Source organism: Plantibacter sp. ME-Dv--P-095 (assembly GCF_030209365.1).
Lineage (GTDB): Bacteria > Actinomycetota > Actinomycetes > Actinomycetales > Microbacteriaceae > Plantibacter.
The window spans coordinates 344,630-369,517 of sequence record NZ_JARVSB010000003.1 but is presented as its reverse complement, the minus strand read 5'-3'; the positions used below and the strand labels follow the sequence as shown (position 1 = coordinate 369,517).

The following is a 24,888-nucleotide window of genomic DNA, read 5'->3' as shown; positions in this document are numbered from 1 at the left end:
CCCGTTGACAGGTTTGTTCGGACCACTTACAGTTGTCGGGCATTCGCGCAACCTGAGTTGCGGCATGCGCAACCGCTCGACGACTGGAGTGCGACCCATGGACGACGGAACCGGCACCATCCTGCTGCGCAGCGTCCTCCGAGGAACGGCGCTCACGGCGCTGCTGCCGAGCTGGGTGACCGGCGGCGGGGGCGACGCGGTCCTCGACCGCCTGCGTGACGACGCCGTGATCGCCGAGCTCGAGCGGTCCTTCGCCGAACCGCCCGTCGCCGAGCGCATCGACTGGTCGACCATCCGGATCGCGCAGGTCTCGCACCCCGATCTGCGTGAGCTCGTCGGTCGCAGCATCGCCGACCTCGCCGCCGAAGCCGGCCAGTCACCGCTCACGGTCGTCTCGGATACGCTGATCGCCGACCGCCTCACCACGCTCGTCGACACCCGCGCCTGAGCACGTCCACCCGAGGAGACCATCGATGCTTCCCCTGCCAACGACCGTCCAGCAGCACGAGGGCGCGTTCACGCTCCGCGACACGACCGGACTCGGCGGCGACCGTCGCTTCACGGCGGCGAGCCGCTGGTTGCGCGAGGTCCTGCAGGCCTCGACCGGCTACGACCTCGACGCCCGCATCGACCTGCGGACCGACAGCATCGCGTTCATCCACGAGGACGGCCTGCCCGCCGGTGGCTACCGCCTGACGGTGAGCGAGGAGGGCGTGCGCATCGTCGCGTCCGACGCGTCCGGCGCCTTCTCCGGAGCGGTGACCCTCACCCAGCTCCTGCCGCCCGCCGTCAACCGCCGGGCGCTCGTGCCGGGCTTCGACTGGACGGTCCCGGCCACGACGATCGACGACGCACCCCGCTTCGGTTGGCGCGGGGTCATGCTCGACGTCGCCCGACACTTCCTCCCGAAGGCCGACGTCCTCCGCTTCATCGACCTCGCGGCACGGCACAAACTCAACGTCCTCCACTTCCACCTCACCGACGACCAGGGGTGGCGCATCCAGATCGACGCCTTCCCGAAGCTCACCGAGGTGGGCGGCTGGCGCGCGGAGAGCCAGCACGGCGCCGCACGACACGCACCGGGTGACGGCCGGCCCCACGGTGGCTTCTACACGAAGGACGATCTCCGCGAGATCGTCGCCTACGCCGCAGCCCGCTCGATCACCGTCGTCCCCGAGGTCGACCTGCCGGGCCACGCGCGAGCCATCATCGCCGCCTACCCGGAACTCGCCGTCCCCGACGTCGCGCAGGACCCCGACGAGCCGTCGGTGTGGACGCGCTGGGGTATCAACGAGGCGATCCTCGACATGGGCGAGCCGACCGTCGACTTCTTCCGCACGGTGTTCGACGAGGTGATGGACCTGTTCCCCTCCACCTTCATCGGCGTCGGCGGCGACGAGGCGAAGAAGACGCGCTGGGCCGCGAGCCCGCGCACGCAGGCCCTCATGACCGAGCGCGGCCTGGCCTCGGTCGAAGAACTGCAGGCGTGGTTCATCCGTCAGCTCGAGACGCACCTGTCCGCCGCCGGACGACGGCTCTACGGTTGGGACGAGATCCTCGAGGGCGGCGGGCTGCCGAAGGACGCGACCGTCGCCTCCTGGCGTGGTGAGTTCGGTGCGGTCGTGGCCGCGCGCCAGGGCTACGACGTCATCGCCTGCCCGGACGACCGCGTCTACCTCGATTACCGGGAGTCCGACGACCCGCGCGAGCCCATCCCGGTCGGCCCGCCGCTCACCGTCGCCGAGGTCTACACCTTCGAACCCGTGCCCGCGGAGCTGACGGCGGCGGAGGGCGCGCACGTCATCGGTGTGCAGGCGAACATCTGGACCGAGCACATGGACTCGGCCCGGGTCATCGACTACCAGGCGTATCCGCGCCTCTGCGCCCTCGCCGAGGTGGCGTGGGTCGGTCGTGACCGGGACCTCGCGGGCTTCGAGGAACGTCTCGGGCAGCACCTGGCCCGGCTCGACGCGCTCGGCGTCGAGTACCGGCGGGCGTCGGGTCCGCTGCCGTGGCAGGAACGTCCGGACGCCGAGGGCCGGCCCTCCACGCGCGAGCAGCGCGCCGCCCTCGTCGAGGAGCTCACGAAGGACATCCGCGCCTAGCGCGCCGGTCCCCGAGCCTGCCCCTCGGTCCCTGAGCCTGCACCTCCTCGGTCCCTGAGCCTGTCGAAGGGCGCCCACTGTCCGCCCAGCGCAACCCCCAGGTGTCGCGGAGGGTCGGCTGGAACACTGGCGACATGACCACCATCACGCTGACCAAGGGCGTCACCGCCTACCGTGCCGACCCGCCGAAGGGCGTCGAACTCCGCGGCGGGCTCGTACTCATCCACGAGATCTGGGGGCTCGTCCCGCACATCATCGACGTCGCCGACCGCTTCGCCGCGGAGGGCTACATCGTCGTCGCGCCCGACATCCTGAGCGGCGCCGGCGTCACGCCCGAGATCGGCACGGAGCTGCAGGAGCTCGTCTTCAGTGGCGACGAGGCGACCCGCACGGCCGCGCAGCCGCGGTTCCGCGAGGCGCTGTCGGTGTCGAAGTCGCCGGAGTACGCCGAGGAGGCGCTCGGGTACCTCGGCAAGGCCGTCGACGTCCTGTTCGACGAGGACGGTGTCGACGGACGCGTCGCCGTGGTCGGGTTCTGCTTCGGTGGCGGGTACAGCTTCGCGCTCGCGGCCGCCGACCGCCGCATCCGTGCCGCCGTCCCGTTCTACGGGTACCCGCCGGAGCCCGAGGCCGTCACGTCGATCGCCTGCCCGGTGCTCGCGTTCTACGGCGACCAGGACGAGGACCTCATGAAGAGCCTCCCCGACCTCACGACCACGATGGAGGACGCCCGCGTGGAGTTCACGGCGACGGTGTACCCCGAGGCCGGACACGCGTTCTTCAATGACACGAACACGATCACCTACCGCGAGGACGCGGCCGCCGACGCCTGGGTGAAGACCCTCGCGTTCCTCGACACCTCGCTCGGCAACGCCTAGCCCCGAGCGATCCGCTTCCGTTCGCCCATTCTTGGGCGAAGCAACGCCCGCTCGCCCAAACATGGGCGAGCGGGCGTTCGTGTGGAGCGGTGGAGGCCTACGCGCCCTTGAGGCGCGTGGCGAGGTACGCGTAGAGCTCGTCGATCGCGACGCGCTCCTGCTGCATGCTGTCGCGGTCGCGGACCGTCACCGCGTTGTCCTCGAGGGAGTCGAAGTCGACCGTGACGCAGAACGGGGTGCCGATCTCGTCCTGACGGCGGTAGCGGCGACCGATGGCCCCCGAGTCGTCGAAGTCGATGTTCCAGGAGCCGCGCAGCTCGTCGCCGATCTGGCGGGCGAGCGGCGAGAGCGCCTCGTTGCGGGACAGCGGCAGCACGGCGACCTTCACGGGCGCGAGTCGCGGGTCGAGGTGCAGCACGGTGCGCTTCTCGATCTTGCCCTTGGCGTTCGGCGGCAGCTCCTGCTCCTCGTAGGCGTCGACGAGGAAGGCCATGAGCGCACGGGTCAGGCCGAACGACGGCTCGATGACGTACGGGATGTACCGCTCGTTCTTCGCCTGGTCGAAGTAGCTGAGGTCCTTGCCGGAGCTCTCGGCGTGCACCTTGAGGTCGTAGTCGGTGCGGTTCGCGACGCCCATGAGCTCGCCCCACTCGCTGCCGGCGAAGCCGAACTTGTACTCGATGTCGACGGTGCGCTTCGAGTAGTGTGCGAGCTTCTCCTGCGGGTGCTCGAACCAACGGATGTTGTCCGGCGTCATGCCGAGGTCGATGAACCACGCCCAGCAGAGGTCCATCCACGTCTGCTGCCACTCGTCGTCCGTGCCGGGCTCGACGAAGAACTCGATCTCCATCTGCTCGAACTCACGCGTCCGGAAGATGAAGTTGCCGGGGGTGATCTCGTTGCGGAACGCCTTGCCGATCTGGCCGATGCCGAACGGCGGCTTCTTGCGCGCCGTCTGCAGCACGTTCGAGAAGTTGGTGAAGATGCCCTGCGCGGTCTCCGGGCGCAGGTAGTGCAGGCCCGACTCGTCGTCGACGACACCGAGGAACGTCTTCAGCAGGCCGGACATCTGACGGATCTCGGTCCACTGGCCGATCTTCGACGGGTGCTCGGGGTCGGGGATGTCGGCGAGGCCGTTCTCCGGCGGGTGGCCGTGCTCGGCCTCGTACGCCTCGAAGAGGTGGTCGGCCCGGTAGCGCTTGTGGGTGATGAGCGACTCGGTCAGCGGGTCGCTGAAGACCTTGACGTGGCCGGACGCCTCCCAGACGGCGGTGGGGAGGATGACGGCGGAGTCGAGACCGACCATGTCGCCGCGGCCGCGCACGAAGGCGTTCCACCACTGCTTCTTGATGTTCTCCTTGAGCTCCACGCCGAGGGGCCCGTAGTCCCACGCCGACCGGGTTCCGCCGTAGATGTCGCCGGAGGGGAAGACGAACCCTCGGTGCTGCGCCAGGGTGACGACGGAATCGAGTCGGGACTGCTCTGCCATGTGGGCCTCTCCATGCCGCGGATCGCGGCGGTGTCTGCGGTGCTGACGCCTGGCTGGCGCCCGCTCCCGGAACCCTCCAATCCTACGGGCGCGTCGCTGAGCACCGCCAAACCGAGGCACGGGCGGCGGGCACATCCCGTGGCCCATCGGCGCGCGCCTCCGCCGTGAAGCCGCCCGGCGGACTCGCCAAGTCCGCTCCCCGCAGGCCATGATCGTGAGGAGTGGCACGCCGGACAGCACGGCGGAAGGGACATCATGAGCTCGAGCGAGACACCGGGGACGGGCACACCTCCCACAGCGACGGGCACGACATCGACGGAGTCGCGGCGATCACGCACCGCAGCACGGCTCGCGGGCTTCCAGACGTCGGCCGTCCGGTTCGTCCGCGGGACACCCGTGAGCTTCGGGCTCGCGGCGATCATCCTCGTCCTCGCGGTCCTGACCGGCACGGCGACCGGACCCGCTTCCACGGCGGTCCAGGAGCAGTGGGCCGCCGGGTTCGCGACGACCGTCGAGGCCGGGCACTGGTGGACGCCGCTCAGCGCCCTCGTGATCGCCTGGGACCCGTTCCAACTCGTGTTCGCGGTCCTCGGCGCCGTCGGACTGCTCGGGGTCGCCGAACGCCTGATGGGTTCGCGGCGCACCCTCTGGACCTTCCTCGTCCTCGGGGTCGCCGGCACCCTCGTGGGTATCGGTCTGCAGGCGATCGGGGCCGCGATCGGAGAACTCTGGGCGATCACCGTCGAGTTGGACCTGACCCTCGACCCCTTCGTCGGCATCGTCGGCGCCCTCCTCGCGGCGAGCGCCTTCGCCCTCCCCCTCTGGCGGCGGCGCATCCGGGTGATCACGATCGGGTTCATCCTCATGTTCGTGCTCTACAACGGCGACACGACCGACGTGTACCGGCTGATCGCCGCCATGCTCGGGCTCGTGCTCGGGCGGGTGCTCGCGCGGGCCCTGGGCCGGCAGCGCACCCGCTGGAACCGCAGCTCGCACCAGGAGACGAGGACCCTGCTGGCGGCGACGATCTCGGTGTCGGCGATCGGGCCGCTCATCTCGATCATCTCCCCCAATGCGATCGGCTTGCTCTCCTACCTCGGGAACGTGTTCAGCGACACCGTCCCGGACTACGACGAGGTCATGGGCCGGTGCGCCGCGAGCTTCACCGACGAGTGCAACCGTGAGATCGCGATCGCGAGCCAGGCCGGGACGGGGTCCCTCGTCCTGACCTTCGTGCCGCTCGTGCTCCTCGTCGTCGCGGCGATCGGCCTGCGCAACGGCCGGCGGTTCGCGCTCATCCTGACGATCGTCGTGAAGTTCGCCCTCGCCGTCATCGGCGCGTTCGCGTTCGTGTACGCGCTCCGCTTCGACCAGAACGGGACGGACCTGTGGGAGATCCTGCTCTGGGGTGCCGCCGCGCTCGTCGTCCCGTTGGCGCTCGCCCTCCTGCTCATCGCTCAGCGCCGGCACTTCCAGGTGCGGGCGCCCCGTGACGCCCGTCGCAAGTTCGTGTTCACCGTCGTCTTCGCGTTCGTCGTGCTGCTCCTCGGCGAGCTGCTCATCGGGTGGATCAACCGCGCCACGTTCCTCCCGGAGCCGGCCGGCCTCGCCACCCTCCTCTCCGACGTGCCGCGCCGGTTCCTGCCCGGGGTGTTCCTCGGCTCGCTCGGGAGCCCCACCTTCCCCACGGACGGGCTCACCGTGTTCGCGTTCGAGTGGGTCGGCCCCATCTTCTGGGCGGTGTTCCTGCTCGCCATGCTCCGGCTGTTCGCTGCGACCGGGCCGACGACGCACCAGGGTGACGGCGCCCGCATCCGGCAGCTCCTCAAGCAGGGCGGCGGCGGCACCATGGGGTTCATGGCGACCTGGCCGGGCAACGACTACTGGTTCGCCGAGGACGGCCGCAGCGCGGTCGCCTACCGGGTGATCAACGGGATCGCGATCACGATGTCCGATCCGATCGCGCCGGGTTCCGACGGCCGCTCCACGATCCGCGGGTTCGCCGAGTTCTGCGACGCGAACAGCTGGATCCCGGTGTTCTACAGCGTGCACGAGCAGTACCTGCCGGTGTTCGCGGAGCTCGACTGGCAGGTCATGTCGGTCGGCGAGGAGACCCTCATGCACCCGCCGACCTTCGAACTCACGGGCAAGCCGTGGCAGAAGGTGCGGCAGGCCCTCAACCGCGGCATCAAGGAGGGGCTGACGACGCTCTGGACCACCTGGGACGAGCTGCCGTTGGCGATGGTCAACGAGATCACGTCGATCTCCGAGCAGTGGGTGGCCGAGAAGGAACTGCCCGAGATGGGCTTCACCCTCGGTGCGATGGAGGAGCTGAAGGACCCGGAGGTCGCCCTCATGCTCGCGATCGGGCCCGACGGACGGCTGCAGGCGATCACGAGCTGGTTGCCGTCGTACCGCGACGGGCGCGTCGTCGGGTGGACGATCGACTTCATGCGCCGCGCCGACGGCAGCCTGAACGGGGTCATGGAGTTCCTCATCGCCTCGGCCGCGCTGCACATGCGCGAGACGGGGGTCGAGGTGCTGTCGCTCTCCGGCGCACCGCTGGCGACGAAGCCGCTCCGGCCGGGTGAGACGCCACCGCCGGCGACCGCGATGACGCGCCTGATGGACTTCCTCGCGAAGACCCTCGAGCCCGCTTACGGGTTCTCCTCGCTGTTCCGGTTCAAGGCGAAGTTCAACCCGACGTACGAGACCATCTACATGACCTACTCGGACCCGCTCGCGCTCCCGATCATCGGCACGGCCGTCGGCAAGGCCTACCTCCCCGACGTCTCCCCGAAGGAGGCCATCGCGCTCGTCCGCACCCTCAGCCGCTGAGCCGAGCTTGCCCCGCCACCGGCGGTGGGGCGAGTGACTCGCCCTCGAGGAAGGGACCCTTCACGAGTTCGTGACGGAGCTCGCCGAGCGTGCCGTCGAGGCGGCCGACGAGCGTCTCCACCCCCATGCGTCCGAGTTCCGTGGCGGGGAGCAGGGTGACGGCGAGCGCCGGATCGGCCGCCTCCGACACCTCGCGCGTCGAGCCGATGAGGACGACGGACAGCTCATCCGGGATCGAGACGCCGAGCTTGCCCAGTTCGCTCACGAGCCCGAGGGCCGCCCGGTCGTTGAGGACGAGGATCGCCGTGACCTCGGGAGCCTCGGCCACGAGGGTCGCCGCGAGCGCGCGACCGCCGGCGGGGTCCGGGGCGCACCGGAGGGTCCGGCCGCGGAGGCCGCGCTCGTCGCAGACGGCGTGGAACGTCTCCTGCACGCGCACGACCGGCCCGTATCCGTCGAGTCCCTCGCGTTCCACCTCCTCGACGAGGACGAACTCCCGATGCCCGAGCTCTTGGAGCCGGTCGATCGACTGCTCCACCATGCCCTCGAAGTCGACGTCGACGTAGTCGAGCCCGGAGGGGTCGCGGGTGCGGCCGATGAGCGTCAGCGGGGTCCGCGCCGCCAGCAACCGGTCGACCCGGTGGTCGTCGAGGCGCACCTCCATGAGGATCACGCCGTCGATGAGGCCGTCCGAGGTGAGTCCACGGAGGGCCTCGGGGTCGCTCGGCTCCGGCCAGAGGACCACGGTGTACCCGAGCTCGGAGGCCGCCTCGGCGGCACCGGTGAAGAAGCGGGCCGCGGTGTCCGACAGGCGGTGTTGGAGGACGGGGAAGAGCAGCGCGATCATGCGGGTGCGGCGGCTCGCGAGCGCCCTGGCGACCGCGTTCCGTCGGAAGTCGAGCTCGACCATGGCCGACTCGACCCGGAGGCGGGTGGCCGGGGACACGGGCTTGGAGTCGTTGACGACGAACGAGACGGTGGCGACGGAGACTCCGGCGAGCCGCGCGACGTCACGCATCGTTGCCATGGGTCCCCGCTCACGTGCTCTGGTGTCCGGCAAGTCTCTCACGGATCACGATTCGGTAAACCGGTTAAATTCATCCTTGACGGCGGGCCGAGACGCAGGCATGCTGGTTCCCGAAGCGCGCAGTAAACCGGTTAACTTCCGGCCGTGCGCGATCCGACCTCGACCGGCGAAGGAGCCGCGAAGATGCCTGCAGCCACCACCGTCGACGACCGTCCGGCGCAGCCACTCCGCGTCGCGATCGTCGGATACAGCTTCATGGGATCGATCCACGCCCAGGCCTGGACCACCGCCCCGCGCTTCTTCGACCTCGGCCCCGGCGTCGAACTCGTCGCCGTCAGCGGTCGGGACGCCGGAGCCGCCCGTGCCTTCGCCGACCGATTCGGCATCGCCGACGTCGAGACCGACTGGCGCGCCCTCCTCACCCGGGGCGACGTCGACGTCATCGACATCTGCACGCCGGGCCACCTCCACGCCGAGATCGCGATCGCCGCGCTCGACGCCGGCATCCACGTCCTCTGCGAGAAGCCGCTCGCCAACACGCTCGAGGAGGCTGAGCGGATGGTCGCGGCCGCCGAACGCGCCGCGACCCGGGGCGTGCAGGCGATGGTCGGCTTCAGTTACCGCCGCACCCCGGCACTCGCCTACGCGCAGCGCCTCGTCGCCGACGGCCGGCTCGGCACCATCCGTCACATCCGCGCGCAGTACCTGCAGGACTGGATCGTCGACCCCGGCTTCCCCCTCGTCTGGCGGTTGGACGCCGAGCAGGCCGGCTCCGGAGCGCTCGGCGACCTGGGTGCCCACATCATCGACCTGGTCGGCTTCGTGACGGGGCAGGAGCTCACCGGGGTCAGCGCGCTCAGCTCGACCTTCGTCACCGAACGTCCGCTCCCCGACGCGTCGAGCGGCCTCAGCGCCACCGCGACCGCCGCCACCCCGCGCACCGGCACGGTCACCGTCGACGACGCGGTCGTGTTCATCGGCCGGACGGACGGCGGGGCGCTCGCGACGTTCGAAGCCACCCGCTTCGCCACCGGCCGGAAGAACGCGATGCGACTCGAGGTGGACGGCTCCGACGGCTCGATCACGTTCGACTTCGAGCGCATGAACGAACTCGAGTTCCACGACCACACCCTCCCGGCGGAGGAGGCGGGCTTCCGGCGCATCCTCGTCACCGAGCCCGGTCACCCCTACGCGGGCGCCTGGTGGCCGGCCGGCCACGGCCTCGGCTACGAGCACACCTTCGTCCACGAGGTCGCCGACCTCGCCCGCGACCTCGCCACCGGCCGGCGACCCGAGCCGGGCTTCGCCGACGGCCTCCGCGTGCAGTGCGTCCTCACCGCCGTCGCCGAGAGCGCCGCGGCGAACGCCGGCTGGGTCACGCTCGACCGCTGACCTCCCCGCCCGACCACCACCGACCGATCCGACGACCATCCACCGCACCACGATCAGCACCGCACCACGATCACCACTCACCAGGCAAAGGAGCCATGACATGCGATCCACGACCACCCGCGACACGAAGCAGCGCCTCATCCGGCGGCCGCACGTGCTCGGTTCGATCGCGATCCTCGCGATCACCCCGTTCGCCCTCACCGCGTGCAGCGGCGGCGGTGGCGCTGCGGCCGGCGGCGACGCCGACACCCTGACGATCCTCGACTACTACAACAACGAGCCGGACAAGACCCTCGTCGGCGAAGCCCTCGACCGCTGCGCCACGGAGCTCGACGTGAAGATCAAGCGCGAGAACGTCCCCGGCAAGGACCTCATCCAGAAGGTCCTGCAGCAGTCGTCGTCCAAGACGCTGCCGGACGTGCTCATGCTCGACAACCCGGACGTGCAGGAGATCGCGGCGACCGGCGGTCTCTCGCCGCTCAGCGACTACGACGTCGACACCTCCGGCTTCGCGAAGGGCATCCTCGACGCCGCGAGCTACGAGGGCGAGGTCTACGGCCTCGCACCGACGGTCAACACCCTCGGCCTCTTCTACAACGAGGACCTCCTCGCCGCGAAGGGCATCACCCCGCCCACCACGTGGGACGAGCTGAAGACGGCGGCGGCCGCACTCACCGAGGGCGACACCTACGGGCTCGCGTTCAGCTCCATCGCCACCTACGAGGGCAGCTGGCAGTTCCTGCCGTTCATGTGGACCAACGGGGGCGACGAGACCGACCTCACCACGCCGGCGGTCGCCGAGGCCCTGCAGCTGCAGGTCGACCTCGTGGACTCCGGCTCCGCGTCGAAGAGCGTCATCAACTGGTCGCAGGCCGACGTCAACGACCAGTTCATGGCCGGCAAGGCCGCGATGATGATCAACGGCCCGTGGCAGATCCCGGCTCTCAGCGCCCACACGGACCTCAAGTACGGCAGCGTGCAGGTGCCGGTGAACAAGGCCGGTCAGACGCCCGTCGCCCCGCTCGGTGGCGAGGTCTGGACCGTCCCGGTGACCGGGAACAAGGACAAGCAGGCGAAGGCGGCGAAGTTCGTCGAGTGCATCTCGAGCGACGAGAACCAGCTCGCCCTCGCCGAGGCACGCTTCACCGTCCCGACGAAGACGGCCCTGGCCGAGCAGTACGTCGCCAAGGTGCCCGAGATGGCCGCGTTCACCGAGCAGGTCGCCAACGCCCGCTCGCGCACCGGTGAGCTCGGCGAGGAGTGGCCCGAGGCCGCGACCGAGATCTACACCGCCATCCAGCTCGCCCTGACCGGGCAGGCGACGCCTGAAGAGGCGTTCAAGCAGGCGGCCGCGGGCTGATCCCGATGAGCAGCGGCATCGCCGGAGCCTCGCTCCAGGACCGGAAGACCGACCGACGTCCCGACGGCACCGACGGGGGTGCGCCCCTGAAGCGCACCCCTGCCGGGGCCGCCCGCCGGCGCCGACGCGTCCGTCGGGAAGACCTCGTCAAGCTCGGCTTCGTCGCCCCGGCAGCGCTCTACATCGTGCTGTTCTTCGGCTACCCGGTCGTCAAGAACGTGACGATGAGCTTCCAGGAGTACACGACGAAGACCTTCTTCACGGGCGAGGCACCGTGGGTCGGGTTCGCGAACTACGTGACCGTGTTCAGCTCCCAGCTGTTCACCCCGGCGCTCCTCAACACGGCGCTGTTCACGGTCGGCTCCATCGCCGGTCAGTTCGTGATCGGGCTCGCCCTCGCGGTGTTCTTCAAGCGACGCTTCCCCCTGAGCTCGTTCCTCCGGGCGATGCTGCTGCTCCCCTGGCTCCTCCCCCTGATCGTGTCGAGCGCCACCTGGCGGTCGATCCTCGATCAGGACAGCGGTGTCCTGAACACCGCCCTCGGCACCATCGGCCTCGGCGGGGTCCCGTGGTTGACCAGTCCTTCGGTCGCCCTGTTCGCGGTCGTCCTCGTGAACATCTGGATCGGCATCCCGTTCAACGTCACGATCCTCTACGGAGGCCTGCAGGACATCCCCGACGAACTGTACGAGGCCGGTGCGCTCGACGGCGCGACGGGGTGGAAGGCCTTCCGCCACATCACGTGGCCGAACCTCCGCCCGGTGGTGAGCGTCGTGCTCGTGCTCGGCGTCGTCTACACGATCAAGGTGCTCGACATCATCCTCGGCCTGACGAACGGCGGCCCGGCGAACGCCACCCAGACGCTGTCCGTGCGCTCGTACCAGGAGTCGTTCGTGAACTTCGAGTTCGGCGTCGGCGCCGCGTTCAGCAACATCCTGATCGTCATCTCGCTCCTCTTCGCGATCGTCTACCTCCGCGTCAACCGACGCGCGGTCGACGAGTAAGGACACCGACCCCTCATGACCACGACCAGCATCGTGACCGGCGGCCGACAGACCCGTCGCTTCGCCCCGGTCGGCCCGTCGCGCCGCCGCGGCGACCGACGGCGCCTCGGCTCCACCGTCCTCGGCGTCCTCATCCTCGCGATCATGCTCTTCCCCGTCTACTGGATGGTGAACGCGTCGCTGCAGCCGTCGGGCAACACCCTCACCGGCGACTTCTTCCCCGTGAACCCGAGCTTCGCCGGGTACGAGAAGGCGATCGCCGACCAGGGCGGGCACCTCGTGACGAGCCTCGTCATCTCGCTCGGGACCGTCGTGCTGACCCTCGCGATCGCCGCACCCGCGGCCTACGCGCTCGCCCAGTTCCGGTTCCGGTGGATCAGCGTCGCCCTGCTCGTGATCCTCATCGCGCAGATGATCCCCGGCATCGTGATCGCCAACGCCCTGTACTCCGCCTACAACGACCTCGGCCTGCTCAACTCGATTCCCGGGCTCATCCTCGCCGACGCGTCGCACGCCATCCCGTTCGCGATCCTCATCCTGCGGGCGTCGATGCAGACCATCCCACCCTCGATCGTCGAGGCGGCACGGGTCGACGGCGCCGGGCTCGTGCGGGCGTTCGTCTCGATCGTCCTACCAGTGAGCCGCAACGTGCTCATCACCGCCGGACTGTTCGCGTTCCTGTTCTCCTGGAGCGACTTCCTGTTCGCGCTGACCCTGACGACGACCGAGGACGTGCGCCCCGTGACCCTCGGGATCTACCAGTACCTCGGCTCGCAGGTGTCGAACTGGAGCGCGGTCATGGCGACCGCGGTCCTCTCGTCCCTGCCCGCCATCATCCTGCTCGTCATCGCCCAGCGCTTCATCGCCGCCGGGGCGACGGGCGGTGCCGTCAAATGACCGACCAGCACGCAGACACCCTCTCCGACCACGCAACGCATCCTCGAAGGAGCACCACCATGTCCGACAGCACCACCCCCGTCCGCGTCCTCGTCTGGGGCGAGAACCGCCACGAGCAGATCGAGGAGAAGGTCCGCGCGATCTACCCCGACGGCATGCACACCACCATCAAGGAGGGCATCGAGGAGCACCTCGGCGCCGATGCGGTCGTCACCACCACGACGCTCGACGAACCCGAGCACGGCCTGACCGAGGAGGTCCTCGCCGCGACCGACGTGCTCGTGTGGTGGGGTCACGCCGCGCACGACGAGGTCGCCGACGAGGTCGTCGAGCGGGTCCACCAGCACGTCCTCGCCGGCATGGGGCTGCTCGTGCTGCACTCCGGCCACTGGTCGAAGATCTTCGGCAAGCTCATGGGCACCACCTGCACGCTGCGGTGGCGGTCTGAGGAGGACCGGGAGATCGTGTGGACGGTCGATCCGACCCACCCCATCGCCCAGGGTGTCCCCCACCCGTTCATCATCCCCGCGCAGGAGATGTACGGCGAGTTCTTCGACGTCCCGGCGCCGGACGAGCTGATCTTCCTCTCGACGTTCACGGGCGGCGAGGTGTTCCGCTCCGGCATGACCTACAAGCGCGGCTTCGGCAAGATCTTCTTCTTCTCCCCCGGCGACCAGGACTACCCCGTCTACCACCACGAGCACGTCCGACGCGTCCTCGCGAACGGCGTCCGGTGGGCGCACACGCTGCGGCCTGAGCGCGCGGTGCCGGTCCTCCTGCGGTACGAGACCGAGGACTTCTACAACGGTCGCGGCTACGAGGGAGCGCTCGAACGATGAGTGCGCCTGTCGACGGTGGCTTCGCGGTGCTCGCAAACGCGGCGGCCCCGGTGCGGCTCGTCCTCGTGGGCGCGGGCGGCATGGGACGGGCCTGGCTCCGGACGATCCTCGCGAACCCCGAGACGGAGCTCGTCGGCGTCGTCGACCTCGACACGGCCCTCGCCGAGTCGGCTGTCGTCGAGGCCGGGCTGCAGGTGGGTCCTGACGGTGTCGTCGTCGGGACCAGCGTGTCGGTCGTCGCCGAGGCCACCGGGGCGCACGCGGTCGTGAACGTGACCGTGCCCGCCGCGCACCATCCGGTGAACACCGAGGCGCTCTTCGCCGGGCTGCCCGTGCTGTGCGAGAAGCCGATCGCGCCCACGGTGGCGCAGGCCCTCTCCCTGGCCGCCACGGCGGAGGCGAGCGGACAGCTGCTGATGACGAGTCAGTCGCGCCGCTACTACGCGTCGATCGCCGCGTTCCGAGAGCAGGTCGCCTCGCTCGGCCGCCTGGGCTCGGCGACCACCGAGTTCTTCAAGGCGCCGCACTTCGGCGGGTTCCGCGAGGAGATGCCGCACGTGCTGCTCGTCGACATGGCCATCCATGCCTTCGACGCCGCCCGCTACGTCCTCGGAAGCGACCCGATCGCCGTGTACTGCGAGGAGTTCAACCCCGCCTGGAGCTGGTTCTCGGCCGACGCCGCCGCCACCGCGGTCTTCGAGTTCGCAGACGGTGTCCGATACACCTACAGCGGCAGCTGGTGCGCGGACGGCGTGGAGACGTCGTGGAACGGCAGCTGGCGCGTCAACGGTGAACGCGGCACCGCGGTCTGGGACGGCGACTCCGCGCCCCGGCGGCAGCTCGCGCCGACGGACGGGGTGGCCGCCGAGGTCGAGACCGCGACGCTCGAGGCCGACGTGCCGGAGGAGATCGCAGGTTCGCTCGTCGAGTTCGTCGGAGCGATCCGGACGGGACGGGTCCCCTCGGGCGAGGTCCACGCGAACGTCCTGAGCCTCGCGATGGTCGAAGCCGCCGTACGGTCCGCGGAGACCGGCGAGCGGGTGTCCATCGCTGACGTGCTCGCCCAGGCGCACGGGCAGGCACACGAGGCCGAACCGCGCGACGACGTCCGAGCGGCGCTCGCCCCCACCAGCTGAGGTGGGGCGGATCGTCGTCGTCGCGTGCTGCGGACGACGATCCGCCTCAGCTCACCACGTGCCGTCCTGGAGGTTGCGGGTCACGCTCAGGCTGAAGGCCCGCCAGAGGCCGGAGTGACCCGGCGTCCGCGCGGCCCTGCTCGGCCACCCCGCGAAGCGCGCGACCCGGACGAAGCCGGCCTCGTGCCACACCGGGTCGGTCTTGCGGAAGCGATTCGGCTGCCAGACGACCGGGCGCTCCGGCAGGTTGCCCGAGGCCGGCGCACGCTTCGCCCGGAGCCCGGACAGGATCTCCGGCTCGGGCACGTGCTCGCCCACCCAGTCGAGCACGTCGAGCTCTGGCGAGTCGCCGTACCGGGACCGGTGGATGCCGACCACCCGGAACAGCGCCGTCCGCCCGTTCGGTGCCGTGAACGCGAGGACGTCGCCCGGCATCAGGTCGTCCTCGACATGGCGCCACGATCGACGGAGGCGTTTCGGCGCGGGCTGCGGGCCGAGGAGCTGCTCGCGCAGGCGCTGCAGGGCGGCGGTGCGGCGGGTGAGTTCGGTCCGGCCGGCCTCCGCCCACAGCTCCAGGTCGGCTCCCCGATCGATCGCCGCGATCGCCCGCGCCCGCACCTCGGGATCGAGTCGCCCCACCTCGCTCTGCGCCGCCGCGAGCGGGATCCACAGCTCACCGTCGTCGCGGTCCACCAGGTGGGCGAAGGAGGCGACGGTCCGTCGCGTCGCCTCGTCGTCGGGCACCCGGTCCTGGACGAACTCGCGGTACTCCGTGCGGATGTCCGACGCCGTGTCGTTCGAGAAGATCGCCGTACCCCATGCGCCCATCCCGGCATCCTCGCAGACCACGCCCATCCGCGGCCAGGTCGGGCCCATACGATGGACGGAGCCCGACTCCGAGACGAAGGACGCTGCATGCCATCCCGCCCCACCAAGTTGATCCCGCCGACCTTCTCCCGCACGCCGTCGCTCGACGCCGAGACGGTCGAGTTGGAGGTGGCGATCGACTTCCCCGAGGGCGTCGAAGCCATCGGTCTCGCCGTCGCCCCCGCGCTCGACGGCGTCGACGACGAGATCCCCGCGGCCCTCGGCCTCGACCGTGCGGCCCTGACCCGTGCCGGCTTCACCGGCGAGCTCGGCCAGACGCTCGTGATCCCCAGCCAGGACGCACCCACGTTCATCGCCGTCGGCGTCGGCGCCCCCGAGAAGCGGACCGCCGCCGCACTCCGCGACGTCGCCGCCGCCTTCGCCCGCGCCGCGTCCTCGTTCGCGACCATCGGCCTCGACGTCGCGCACGCGTTCGACCTCGACGCCGCATCGGCCGGACAGCTCGTCGTGGAGGGCGCGCTGCTCGCCCGCTACCGCTACACCGAGCTCAAGCGCGAGGCGAAACGCACGCCGCTCGTCGCACTCCACCTCGTCGCGGCCGGCGACGACCTCGCGGACACCGCGACCGGCGCCCACCGCGGCGAGGTCCTCGCCCGCTCGGCGAACCTGGCCCGCGACCTCGCGAACACCCCACCCGGTCACCTCACCGCGACGGACCTCGCCGAGGTCGCGCAGCTCCTCGGCGCCGCCAACGGCTTCGACGTGGAGGTCTTCGACAAGGACGCGCTCATCGAGCTCGGCCTCGGTGGTCTGCTCGGCGTCAACGCCGGCAGCCTCGAAGAGCCCCGCTTGATCAAGCTGCGGTACACGCCGAAGGACGCCGACGGGTCGCCGGTCGAACCGGCCGGGCACCTCGCGCTCGTCGGCAAGGGCATCATGTACGACTCGGGCGGCATCTCGCTCAAGCCCTCCGACCCGTCGCACGCCGCGATGAAGATGGACATGGCGGGTGCCGGCGCGATCCTCTCCGCCATGACCGCGCTGGACGAGCTGCACTGCGCGAGCAGCGTCACGGCGTTCCTCATGTGCACGGACAACATGCCGTCCGGCTCGGCGACGATGCTCGGCGACGTGCTGACGTTCCGCAACGGCACGACCGTCGAGATCAAGAACACGGACGCCGAGGGTCGCCTCGTCCTGGCCGACGGCCTCAGCCTGGCGGTCGAGGAGGGCCCGGACGCGATCGTCGACATCGCGACGCTGACGGGCGCCGCGATCATGGCGCTCGGCACGAAGACCGCCGCGGTGCACGGGACCGATCAGGGCATCGTCGACCGGACGCTCGCCTCGGCGAAGGCCACCGACGAGCAGCTGTGGCAGCTGCCCCTCGAGCGCAGCTACCGGAAGCAGCTCGACTCCGACGTCGCCGACCTCGCCAACATCGGTGGCCGCTACGCCGGTTCGACGCTCGCCGCACTGTTCCTCGCCGAGTTCGTCGGCGACGTGCCGTGGGCGCACCTCGACATCGCCGGGACCATGCTCGTGGAGTCCGACGAGTCGTGGCGTTCGAAGGGCGCGACCGGGTACGGCACGCGTCTCCTCGTCGACCTGGCGCTGAACTTCAGCGCCTGACCCGCGGGCGGTCGGTCCCTGAGCTCGTCGAAGGCTTAGGGACCCACCGACCCCACCCGCACCCCGGTCCCTGAGCTTCCACCCCGGTCCCTGAGCTTGTCGAAGGGCTCAGGGACCCACCGACCCCACCCGCACCCCGGTCCCTGAGCTTCCACCCCGGACCCTGAACTTCCACCCCGGTCCCTGAGCTTGTCGAAGGGCCCGCGTTGCCGTTCCGGCAAGAAACCACCGCCTGACGCCCGGCGCAGGGCAGGCTGGGCGGATGACCTCCGAGCACGAGCCCACCCTCACCGATCCCGCCGAGTTCTGGGAGGACCGTTACCGCAGCCGTGGTCAGGTGTGGAGCGGCCGGCCGAACGCCGCCCTCGAGCGCGAGGTGGGCGACCTCCGCCCCGGCACCGCGCTCGAGCTCGGGAGCGGTGAGGGCGCCGACGCGGTCTGGCTCGCGCAGCGGGGCTGGTCCGTCACGGCGGTCGACATCTCCCCGACCGCGCTGGCCCTCGGCCGCTCCACCGCCGAGGCCGCCGGGGTCGCCGACCGCATCACCTGGATCGAGGCCGATCTCGCCACGTGGGAACCCTCCGGCCGCTTCGACCTCGTGACCGCGACGTTCCTGCACTCCCCGGTCGCGTTCCCGCGTGAGGAGGTCCTCCGTCGCGCCGCCTCGGCCGTGGCTCCCGGCGGCACGCTCCTCGTCGTCGGGCACGGCGGTCCGCCGCCCTGGAGCACCGGGCACCTCGGGCACGCCCACTTCCCCACGCCGGAGGAGGTGCACGCCTCGCTCGAGCTCGACGCCGCCGAGTGGGAGGTCCACACCTCGGCGCTCGTCCCCCGTGCCGCCGTCGGTCCGTCGGGCGAGCCCGCCGAGCTCGACGACAGCGTCCTCCACCTCCGCCGCCGTCCCTAACTCAGGAGCGTCCCGGCGCGTCGCGCCGCCCGACCGGCGCGTCGCACCCGACACGCCGCAGCGGTCCTGAGTTCGGGACAGAACCACACCTGCCGGGCGCCCGCACCAGCTCCACCCTCGGACGTCCCTAACTCAGGAGCGTCTCGGCGCGTCGCGCCGCCCCACCCGCGTGTCGCACCCGACACGCCCCGACACTCCTGAGTTAGGGACAGAACGGCAGCGTTCAGCGTCGCGGCGGCGCGCCCACCGATCCGCGCTCGATGAGCGTCTGGGCGAGCACGAACTCCTCGGTCTCCGAGCCCGTCCCACCGATCCGGGCGATCAGCCGACGCGCGGACTCCGCACCGAGCTCGTAGATCGGCTGGGAGACGACGGTGATCGGGGGCGTCGTGAGGCTCGTCCAGTCGGCGTCGTCGAACGCGATGAGCGACACGTCGCCCGGGATCGCCAGGCCGAGTTCCCGGATGGTCCGGAACACGGCTGAGCCGACGAGGCTGTCGGAGGCGACGATCGCCGTGACGGCACCGGGACCGTCGAGGACCCGCCGCGTGATGACCTCGATCCCCTCGGCGCGGGCGTTGAGGTGGACGAAGGAGGCGGGATCCTCGACCCCGCCCTCGCCGAGCGCCGACGTGAACCCGTCGATGCGGTCGCCCACCGAGGAGGACCCGACGACGTCGCCGGAGACGTAGGGGTGCTCGTGGGCGAGCGTCGACACGAAGGCGATGCGCCGGTGACCGGCGGCGAGGAGGTGCCGGGTCGCCGCAGCCGCACCGGAGGCGTTGTCGGCGACGACCGTGTCCGCCTCCATGCCGGCCGCGCGGCGGTCGAGGAGCACCACGGGCCGACCTTCCGCGAGCGCCGTTTGTAAACTTCTCGTTTCGATCGAGGAGGCCGGGGTCACGATGAACCCGTCCACGCGCTTGTCGAGGAGCAGCTCGATCGCGGCCGTCTCGGCGTCGATCTCCTCGTCCGAATTGGCGAGGATGAGGTCGAATCCGGCGGCTTGCGCGACGTCGGAGATCCCCCGGGTGGCTCGGGCGAAGAAGGGGTTCTCGATGTCACCGATGACCACCCCGATGGTGTTCGACTTCCCCGTGTTCATGCTCTTCGCGAGGGCGTTGGGGCGGTAGCCGAGGCGTTCGGCAGCAGCCTGCACGCGGTCCCTGACGTCCTCGCTCACGGCCCCGTAGTCGCCGAGCGCTCGGGCCGCCGTGGCCTTGGAGACCTTGGCGGCTTTCGCGACGTCGGACACCGTCGTCTCGCGCCGTCCGGTAGCCGGATCCGTTGCCATGTGCCCTCCGTCGGGGTTCTGCTTCGTCGTTGACGTCGTTCCGGAACCAGGGTACTGTCCTGGACAACCTAGTGAGACCGGTCTCAACCTACGCGATTGAGACCGGTCTCACCAGCAGAACGACAGCAATGGAGCTGACGGCGTCCACAAGACACGAGCCGACGGTTCCCTCCACGCACCAAGAACTCCTCCCCACGATTGGACTCGCCGTGACGAATCGCTCCACCCTCCGCAGGACGGCCCTCCTGGCCGTCGCTGCGGCGACCGCCCTCATCCTCTCCGCGTGCTCCGGTGGTGCCGGCGCCGCGAGCAGCACCGAGGACAACCCCTACGGGCTCATCACCCCCGGACAGATCCGCGTCGCCAGCCTCGGCGACTCGAAGCCGTACACCTTCACGGATGCGGACGGGACGTTCACCGGATTCGACGTCGAACTCTTCACCGACGTCGCCAAGCGGATCGGGATCGACGACGTCGTCTTCACCGGTCAGGACTTCTCCGGCCTGCTCTCCGCCGTCGCGAACGGCCAGTTCGACGTCGGCGTCGCCGCGATCGGCATCACCAAGGAACGCGAGCAGACCGTCGACTTCTCCGACGGCTACCTCGCCGGGTACCTCACGGTCATGGCGTCGAAGGACTCCGGCATCACCGATGCGGACAGCCTCGAGGGCAAGCGCCTCGGCGTCGTCCAGGGCACGCTCCAGGAGGCGTACGCGGTCAAGAACTTCACCAAGACCGAACTCGTCCGCTTCCCCGACAACAACTCGGCGATCTCCGCGGTCAACAGCGGCAGCATCGACGCCCACTTCCTCGACTACGAGGCGGCGAAGGAGTACGCGGCCCAGTACGGCCTCGTGAACGCCATCGACATCCCGTCCTTCGACGCACCGGCCGGCTTCGCCATCGCGAAGGACAAGCCCGAGTTCAAGAAGGCCCTGGACAAGGCCCTCGCCGAGGCGATGGAGGACGGCACCTGGAAGAAGCTCTACCAGAAGTGGTTCCCGGGCTCCCCGATGCCCGAGCAGTACCTCCCGAAGGCGGAGCGGACGTCCAGCCCCAGCCCGAGCGCGTCCGAGTAGCCCCCAGCCCCGTCTCGTGGTGCGGGTCGCACACCGGCCCGCGCCACACCATCCCACCCCTCAGGAGCAGACAGCATGGACTGGCTCGACAGCATCATCAAGACCTTCTTCGACTTCGACGCGATGTGGCAGGTGTTCCCGCAGCTGCTCGGCGTGGGACTCGTCAACACCCTCGTCATCTCGATCGCCGCCACGGTCATCGGCGTCGTCCTCGGCATGATCATCGCGATCATGGGCATCTCGCCCTCGCGCTGGCTCCGGGTGCCCGCGCGGATCTACACCGACGTGTTCCGCGGCCTCCCGGCGATCCTCACCATCCTCCTCATCGGCCAGGGCTTCGCCCGGTTCAGCCAGCAGCTGTTCGGCCCCTCCCCCTACCCCCTGGGCATCCTCGCCCTCAGCCTCATCGCCTCCGCCTACATCGGCGAGATCTTCCGCGCCGGCATCCAGAGCGTCGACCGCGGCCAGCTGGAGGCCTGCCGGGCGCTCGGCATGAGCTACGGCAAGGCCATGCGACTCGTGGTGGTGCCGCAGGGCATCCGCCGGGTGCTGCCGGCACTCGTCAACCAGTTCATCGCCATCGTGAAGGACTCGAGCCTCGTCTACTTCCTCGGGCTCCTCGTCAGCGAGCGCGAGCTGTTCCGGGTCGGTCAGGACGCCGCCGTCCTCACCGGCAACCTCTCGCCGCTCGTCATGGCGGGTCTGTTCTACCTCGTCATCACCGTGCCCCTCACCCACCTCGTCAACTTCTTCGACAACCGCTTCCGCACCGGACGCCGCAAGGCCACCCCGCCGAAGAGCGGCCTCGACGAGCTCGACGAGGTGCAGCCACCCCTGCCAGCCACCACCGGGAGCAACACATGACCTACACCTCTCCCCTGCCCGTCACCGACGGACACTTCTACCGCGGCTCCAGCCTGGAGCTCCGCGACGTCTCGATGGCGTACGGCGACATCCAGGTCATCCGCGAGGTGAGCATCGACGTCGAGCCGGGCACCACGACGTGCATCATCGGGCCGTCCGGTTCCGGGAAGTCGACGCTGCTCCGCGGGGTGAACCGGCTGCACGAGCCCACCTCCGGAGACGTGCTCCTCGCCGGTGAGAGCGCCCTGAAGATGAAGCCGGAACGGCTCCGGACGCGGGTCGGGCTCGTGTTCCAGCACTTCAACCTGTTCCCCGACCACACCGCACTGGAGAACGTCGCCCTCGCGTTGCGGAACGTGAAGGGGATGTCGAAGAGTGAGTCGCTCCGGGTCGCCGCGGCACGGCTGGACGACGTCGGGCTCGGCGAACGGTCCGACCACCGACCCCGCGACCTCTCGGGCGGCCAGCAGCAGCGGGTCGCGATCGCCAGGGCTCTCGCGATGGAACCCGAGGTCATGCTGTTCGACGAGGCCACGAGCGCGCTCGATCCTGAGCTCGTGAAGGGCGTCCTCAACCTCATGGCCGGGCTCGCGCAGCGCGGCATGACGATGCTCGTCGTCACCCACGAGATGGGCTTCGCGCGCAAGGTGGCCGACCAGGTCGTGTTCATGGACGAGGGTCGCGTCGTCGAGGCGGGCACGCCCTCGCAGCTGTTCGACGCACCGCAGAGCCCGCGCCTGCAGCGCTTCCTCTCCGAGGTCCTCTGATGGCGGCGCGCGTCACCGGCGCGATCCGGACGGGCGTCATCGGCTTCGGCACTTCCGGCGCGGTGTTCCATGCGCCGTTCCTCGCGGCGGATCCGGCCTACTCGTTCGACCTCGTCGTGACCTCCGACCCGGATCGGCGGGCCGAGGCGCTCGGCCGATACCCGGGCGTCCAGGTGGTGTCGACGGCCGAGGAGCTCTTCGCCCGGGCCGACGAGCTCGACCTCGTCGTCATCGGCTCACCGTCCGGCACGCACGCCGCGCTCGCGACAGCCGCCCTGGAAGCAGGCCTGCACGTCGTGGTCGACAAGCCGTTCGCCGTCACCGCGGCCGAGGGCCGGGCCGTCGTCGACCGCGCGGCGGCGGTCGATCGACTCGTCACCGTCTTCCAGAACCGCCGATGGGACGGCGACTTCCTGACCGTGCGGCAGCTGCTCGACGAGGGCGCGCTCGGGCGCGTCCACCGGTACGAGTCACGCTTCGAGTGGTGGAAGCCGGACCCGCCCGCATCATGGAAGACGGTCGCCGCCGCGGCGGACGGCGGCGGCATCCTCTACGACCTCGGTACGCACGTGATCGACCAGGCGGTCCAGCTGTTCGGGGAGGTCGAGGACGTCCACGCCGAGCTCGGGGTCGTCCGGCCGGGGGCGGTCGCCGACGACGACGCCTTCGTGGCCCTCCGGCATCGATCCGGCGTGCGCTCGCACCTGTGGATGGGGTCGCTCGTCGCCCAGGCGGGCCCCCGGTTCCGCATCCTCGGGTCCTCCGGCGCCTACACCTCGTGGGGACTCGACGGCCAGGAGCCCGCGCTCAAGGCCGGCGCCGATCCCCGCGACGAGGGGTTCGGACGGCGCGACCCGTCGGGCTGGGGCTCGATCGGTGTCGACGGCGCGACGGAGCCCGTCCCGATGGCCGACGGCGACTACGCCGCCTTCACGCGCCTCCTCGCGACCGCGCTCCACGACGGCGGTCCCCCACCGGTCGATCCGGCCGACGCGATCGCCGTCCTCGAGATCATCGAGGCCGTCCACGCGGCCGCAGCAGCTTCAGCACGCAGTACTCCAGAACAGAAAGAGCAGACAGCATGAGCACCAGCACCCAGACCAGCCGTCGCGTCGTCGTCATCGGCGGGGGCATCCTCGGAACGTCCAGCGCCGTCGCCCTCGCCCGCCGTGGCGCCGAGGTGACCCTCGTGACCGACCGGTCCCTCGCCAGCGGGGCCTCCGGGCGGTCGCTCGCCTGGCTGAACTCCGCGGCCCGCCGCTCGAGCGAGTACCACGCGCTCCGCGTCCTCGGGATCGACCGCTGGAGGACCTTCGCCGCGCAGGTGCCGAGCGCGGACTTCCTCCGCTTCGACGGCGGGCTCATGTGGGCGCCGGAGGGCGAGTCCTACGCCGACACCTTCGCGTACGAACGCGGCATCGGCTACGACGCCCGGTGGTTGGCGCCGGAGGACATCGCTTCGGTCACACCCGGTGTCGACCCGGCCGCCGTGGCCGCCGAGGGTGCGATCTTCAACCCGGGCGAGGGGTGGGTCGAACTGCCGTCCGTCATCGAGATCCTGTCCCGCGAGTTCGTCGCCCGCGGTGGACGGATCGTGACGGACGCCGGAGCCGAGATCGCCACCGCCGGTGGCCGCGCGGTGGGTGCGGTCCTCGCGAACGGCGACCGCATCGACGCCGACGCGGTCCTGTTGGCCACGGGTCCGGACGTCCCGGCCCAGCTCGCAGCGCTCGGCATCACGATCGGTGACCAGAGCCCGGCCGCGTTCGTCGCGTTCACGAAGCCGGCCGCCTCGGAGCTCGTCGCCGTGCTCAACACGCCGAAGGTCGCCGTCCGCCGCACGAGGGATGGCGGCTTCGCGCTGGACTCCGCGTGGTCGGAGGAGGAGATCGAGGTTCGGGACGACGGCTCGCTGCACATCGCGGACTCGACGGTGGAGCGGCTGCTGGCCGAGGGCTCGCGGGTGCTCGCCGGCAGCCCGAGTCTCGAGCTCGACCACATCGGCGCCGGGTACAAGCCGATCCCGGGCGATGGTGAGCCGGTCTTCGGCGCGGTCTCACAGCTGCCGGGCCTGTTCACGGCGTTCAGCCACAGCGGGGCGACGCTCGGGCTCATCGCCGGTGAACTCCTCGCCGACGAGATCGTCGACGGCGAACCCTCCCCGCTCCTCGCGACGTTCCGCCCCGAGCGGTACGCCGACTCGCCCGTCCCCGCGTAGGTCCGGTCGGTTCACCACTCAGGACGACCCCGGCCGTCCCCAACTCAGGAGACCTCCGGTGTGTCACCGTCGCTCCAGCCCGACACGCCGCCGAAGTCCTGAGAAAAGTCATGACTCACCGCACCGGTCCTGAGTTGTGAACATCACCCCCCGCCCCAACTCAGGAGACCTCCGGTGTGTCACCAGAGCAGCAGCCTGACACGCCGCGGGACTCCTGAGAAAAGTCATGACTCACGGCGCCGGTCCTGAGTTGTGAACCCCGCCGTCCCGCTGTCCCCAACTCAGGAGACCTCCGGTGTGTCACCGTCGCTCCAGCCCGACACGCCGCAGGACT

Annotated in this window: 21 protein-coding genes; 17 read left to right on the top strand and 4 right to left on the bottom strand. The window is 70.3% G+C overall.

Annotation, left to right across the window (positions count from 1 at the left end):
- The first annotated feature begins 97 nt into the window (after window positions 1-97).
- From QRN26_RS04260 to QRN26_RS04250, 3 genes are all read left to right on the top strand, one after another.
- Window positions 98-448: a hypothetical protein gene (locus QRN26_RS04260; protein WP_285035416.1), complete on the top strand. Its 351-nt coding sequence runs from the start codon at window positions 98-100 to the stop codon at window positions 446-448.
- Window positions 449-473: 25 nt separating this feature from the next.
- The gene (locus tag QRN26_RS04255) at window positions 474-2,105 is read left to right on the top strand and encodes a beta-N-acetylhexosaminidase (RefSeq protein WP_285035413.1); all 1,632 of its coding nucleotides are present in this window, start codon (window positions 474-476) and stop codon (window positions 2,103-2,105) included.
- A 134-nt stretch (window positions 2,106-2,239) separates the two neighbouring features.
- Window positions 2,240-2,983: a dienelactone hydrolase family protein gene (locus QRN26_RS04250; RefSeq protein ID WP_056009875.1), complete on the top strand. Its 744-nt coding sequence runs from the start codon at window positions 2,240-2,242 to the stop codon at window positions 2,981-2,983.
- 97 nt (window positions 2,984-3,080) lie between these two features.
- Here QRN26_RS04250 and QRN26_RS04245 read toward each other — a convergent pair whose 3' ends face one another.
- Window positions 3,081-4,472, bottom strand: coding sequence for a glycine--tRNA ligase (locus QRN26_RS04245; protein WP_056009877.1), 1,392 nt, complete (start codon window positions 4,470-4,472; stop codon window positions 3,081-3,083).
- A gap of 255 nt (window positions 4,473-4,727) precedes the next feature.
- Between QRN26_RS04245 and QRN26_RS04240 the strand changes: the two genes are divergently transcribed.
- Complete coding sequence (locus tag QRN26_RS04240; protein ID WP_285035411.1) at window positions 4,728-7,310, top strand: bifunctional lysylphosphatidylglycerol flippase/synthetase MprF; 2,583 nt, start codon at window positions 4,728-4,730, stop codon at window positions 7,308-7,310.
- On the opposite strand, the gene QRN26_RS04235 is transcribed toward QRN26_RS04240, so the two are convergent.
- Window positions 7,300-8,337, bottom strand: a complete 1,038-nt coding sequence (locus QRN26_RS04235) for a LacI family DNA-binding transcriptional regulator (RefSeq protein ID WP_235522596.1) — start codon at window positions 8,335-8,337, stop codon at window positions 7,300-7,302. The genes QRN26_RS04240 and QRN26_RS04235 overlap by 11 nt on opposite strands.
- A gap of 183 nt (window positions 8,338-8,520) precedes the next feature.
- Here QRN26_RS04235 and QRN26_RS04230 point away from each other — a divergent pair, with 183 nt between their 5' ends.
- From QRN26_RS04230 to QRN26_RS04205, 6 genes are all read left to right on the top strand, one after another.
- Entirely contained in the window at window positions 8,521-9,729 is a 1,209-nt protein-coding gene (locus QRN26_RS04230; RefSeq protein WP_285035406.1) for a Gfo/Idh/MocA family protein, read from the top strand.
- Between the two features lie 100 nt (window positions 9,730-9,829).
- Window positions 9,830-11,089 carry a sugar ABC transporter substrate-binding protein gene (locus tag QRN26_RS04225; RefSeq protein WP_285035405.1) on the top strand — a complete coding sequence of 420 codons (1,260 nt, stop codon included), beginning with the start codon at window positions 9,830-9,832 and terminating at the stop codon, window positions 11,087-11,089.
- Between the two features lie 5 nt (window positions 11,090-11,094).
- A complete protein-coding gene (locus QRN26_RS04220; protein WP_056009881.1) occupies window positions 11,095-12,093 on the top strand; it encodes a carbohydrate ABC transporter permease in 999 nt (332 codons plus the stop codon).
- Between the two features lie 15 nt (window positions 12,094-12,108).
- Window positions 12,109-12,990, top strand: a complete 882-nt coding sequence (locus QRN26_RS04215; RefSeq protein ID WP_056780160.1) for a carbohydrate ABC transporter permease — start codon at window positions 12,109-12,111, stop codon at window positions 12,988-12,990.
- Between the two features lie 59 nt (window positions 12,991-13,049).
- The gene (locus tag QRN26_RS04210) at window positions 13,050-13,829 is read left to right on the top strand and encodes a ThuA domain-containing protein (RefSeq protein ID WP_056009885.1); all 780 of its coding nucleotides are present in this window, start codon (window positions 13,050-13,052) and stop codon (window positions 13,827-13,829) included.
- Entirely contained in the window at window positions 13,826-14,965 is a 1,140-nt protein-coding gene (locus QRN26_RS04205) for a Gfo/Idh/MocA family protein (RefSeq protein ID WP_285035402.1), read from the top strand. The genes QRN26_RS04210 and QRN26_RS04205 overlap by 4 nt, the downstream gene beginning before the upstream one ends.
- 51 nt (window positions 14,966-15,016) lie before the next feature.
- Here the strand turns inward: QRN26_RS04205 and QRN26_RS04200 are convergent, their stop codons facing one another.
- Window positions 15,017-15,793 (bottom strand): hypothetical protein, encoded by a 777-nt coding sequence (locus tag QRN26_RS04200; protein WP_285035399.1) that lies wholly within the window; start codon window positions 15,791-15,793, stop codon window positions 15,017-15,019.
- Between the two features lie 87 nt (window positions 15,794-15,880).
- On the opposite strand from QRN26_RS04200, the gene QRN26_RS04195 reads away from it, so the two are divergent.
- Entirely contained in the window at window positions 15,881-17,425 is a 1,545-nt protein-coding gene (locus QRN26_RS04195) for a leucyl aminopeptidase (protein ID WP_285035397.1), read from the top strand.
- 262 nt (window positions 17,426-17,687) lie between these two features.
- The gene (locus QRN26_RS04190) at window positions 17,688-18,332 is read left to right on the top strand and encodes an SAM-dependent methyltransferase (RefSeq protein ID WP_285035395.1); all 645 of its coding nucleotides are present in this window, start codon (window positions 17,688-17,690) and stop codon (window positions 18,330-18,332) included.
- Window positions 18,333-18,555: 223 nt separating this feature from the next.
- Here QRN26_RS04190 and QRN26_RS04185 read toward each other — a convergent pair whose 3' ends face one another.
- Window positions 18,556-19,626 (bottom strand): LacI family DNA-binding transcriptional regulator, encoded by a 1,071-nt coding sequence (locus tag QRN26_RS04185; protein ID WP_285035393.1) that lies wholly within the window; start codon window positions 19,624-19,626, stop codon window positions 18,556-18,558.
- 209 nt (window positions 19,627-19,835) lie between these two features.
- Here QRN26_RS04185 and QRN26_RS04180 point away from each other — a divergent pair, with 209 nt between their 5' ends.
- The 5 genes from QRN26_RS04180 (at window position 19,836) to QRN26_RS04160 (ending at window position 24,554) form a co-directional block, all read left to right on the top strand.
- Window positions 19,836-20,705 (top strand): ABC transporter substrate-binding protein, encoded by an 870-nt coding sequence (locus QRN26_RS04180; RefSeq protein ID WP_285035392.1) that lies wholly within the window; start codon window positions 19,836-19,838, stop codon window positions 20,703-20,705.
- 75 nt (window positions 20,706-20,780) lie between these two features.
- Window positions 20,781-21,569: an amino acid ABC transporter permease gene (locus tag QRN26_RS04175; protein WP_056009897.1), complete on the top strand. Its 789-nt coding sequence runs from the start codon at window positions 20,781-20,783 to the stop codon at window positions 21,567-21,569.
- Window positions 21,566-22,336 carry an amino acid ABC transporter ATP-binding protein gene (locus QRN26_RS04170; protein WP_285035389.1) on the top strand — a complete coding sequence of 257 codons (771 nt, stop codon included), beginning with the start codon at window positions 21,566-21,568 and terminating at the stop codon, window positions 22,334-22,336. The genes QRN26_RS04175 and QRN26_RS04170 overlap by 4 nt, the downstream gene beginning before the upstream one ends.
- Window positions 22,336-23,421: a Gfo/Idh/MocA family protein gene (locus tag QRN26_RS04165; RefSeq protein WP_285035385.1), complete on the top strand. Its 1,086-nt coding sequence runs from the start codon at window positions 22,336-22,338 to the stop codon at window positions 23,419-23,421. The genes QRN26_RS04170 and QRN26_RS04165 overlap by 1 nt, the downstream gene beginning before the upstream one ends.
- Window positions 23,418-24,554, top strand: coding sequence for an NAD(P)/FAD-dependent oxidoreductase (locus tag QRN26_RS04160; RefSeq protein ID WP_285035383.1), 1,137 nt, complete (start codon window positions 23,418-23,420; stop codon window positions 24,552-24,554). The genes QRN26_RS04165 and QRN26_RS04160 overlap by 4 nt, the downstream gene beginning before the upstream one ends.
- Window positions 24,555-24,888: the final 334 nt, after the last annotated feature.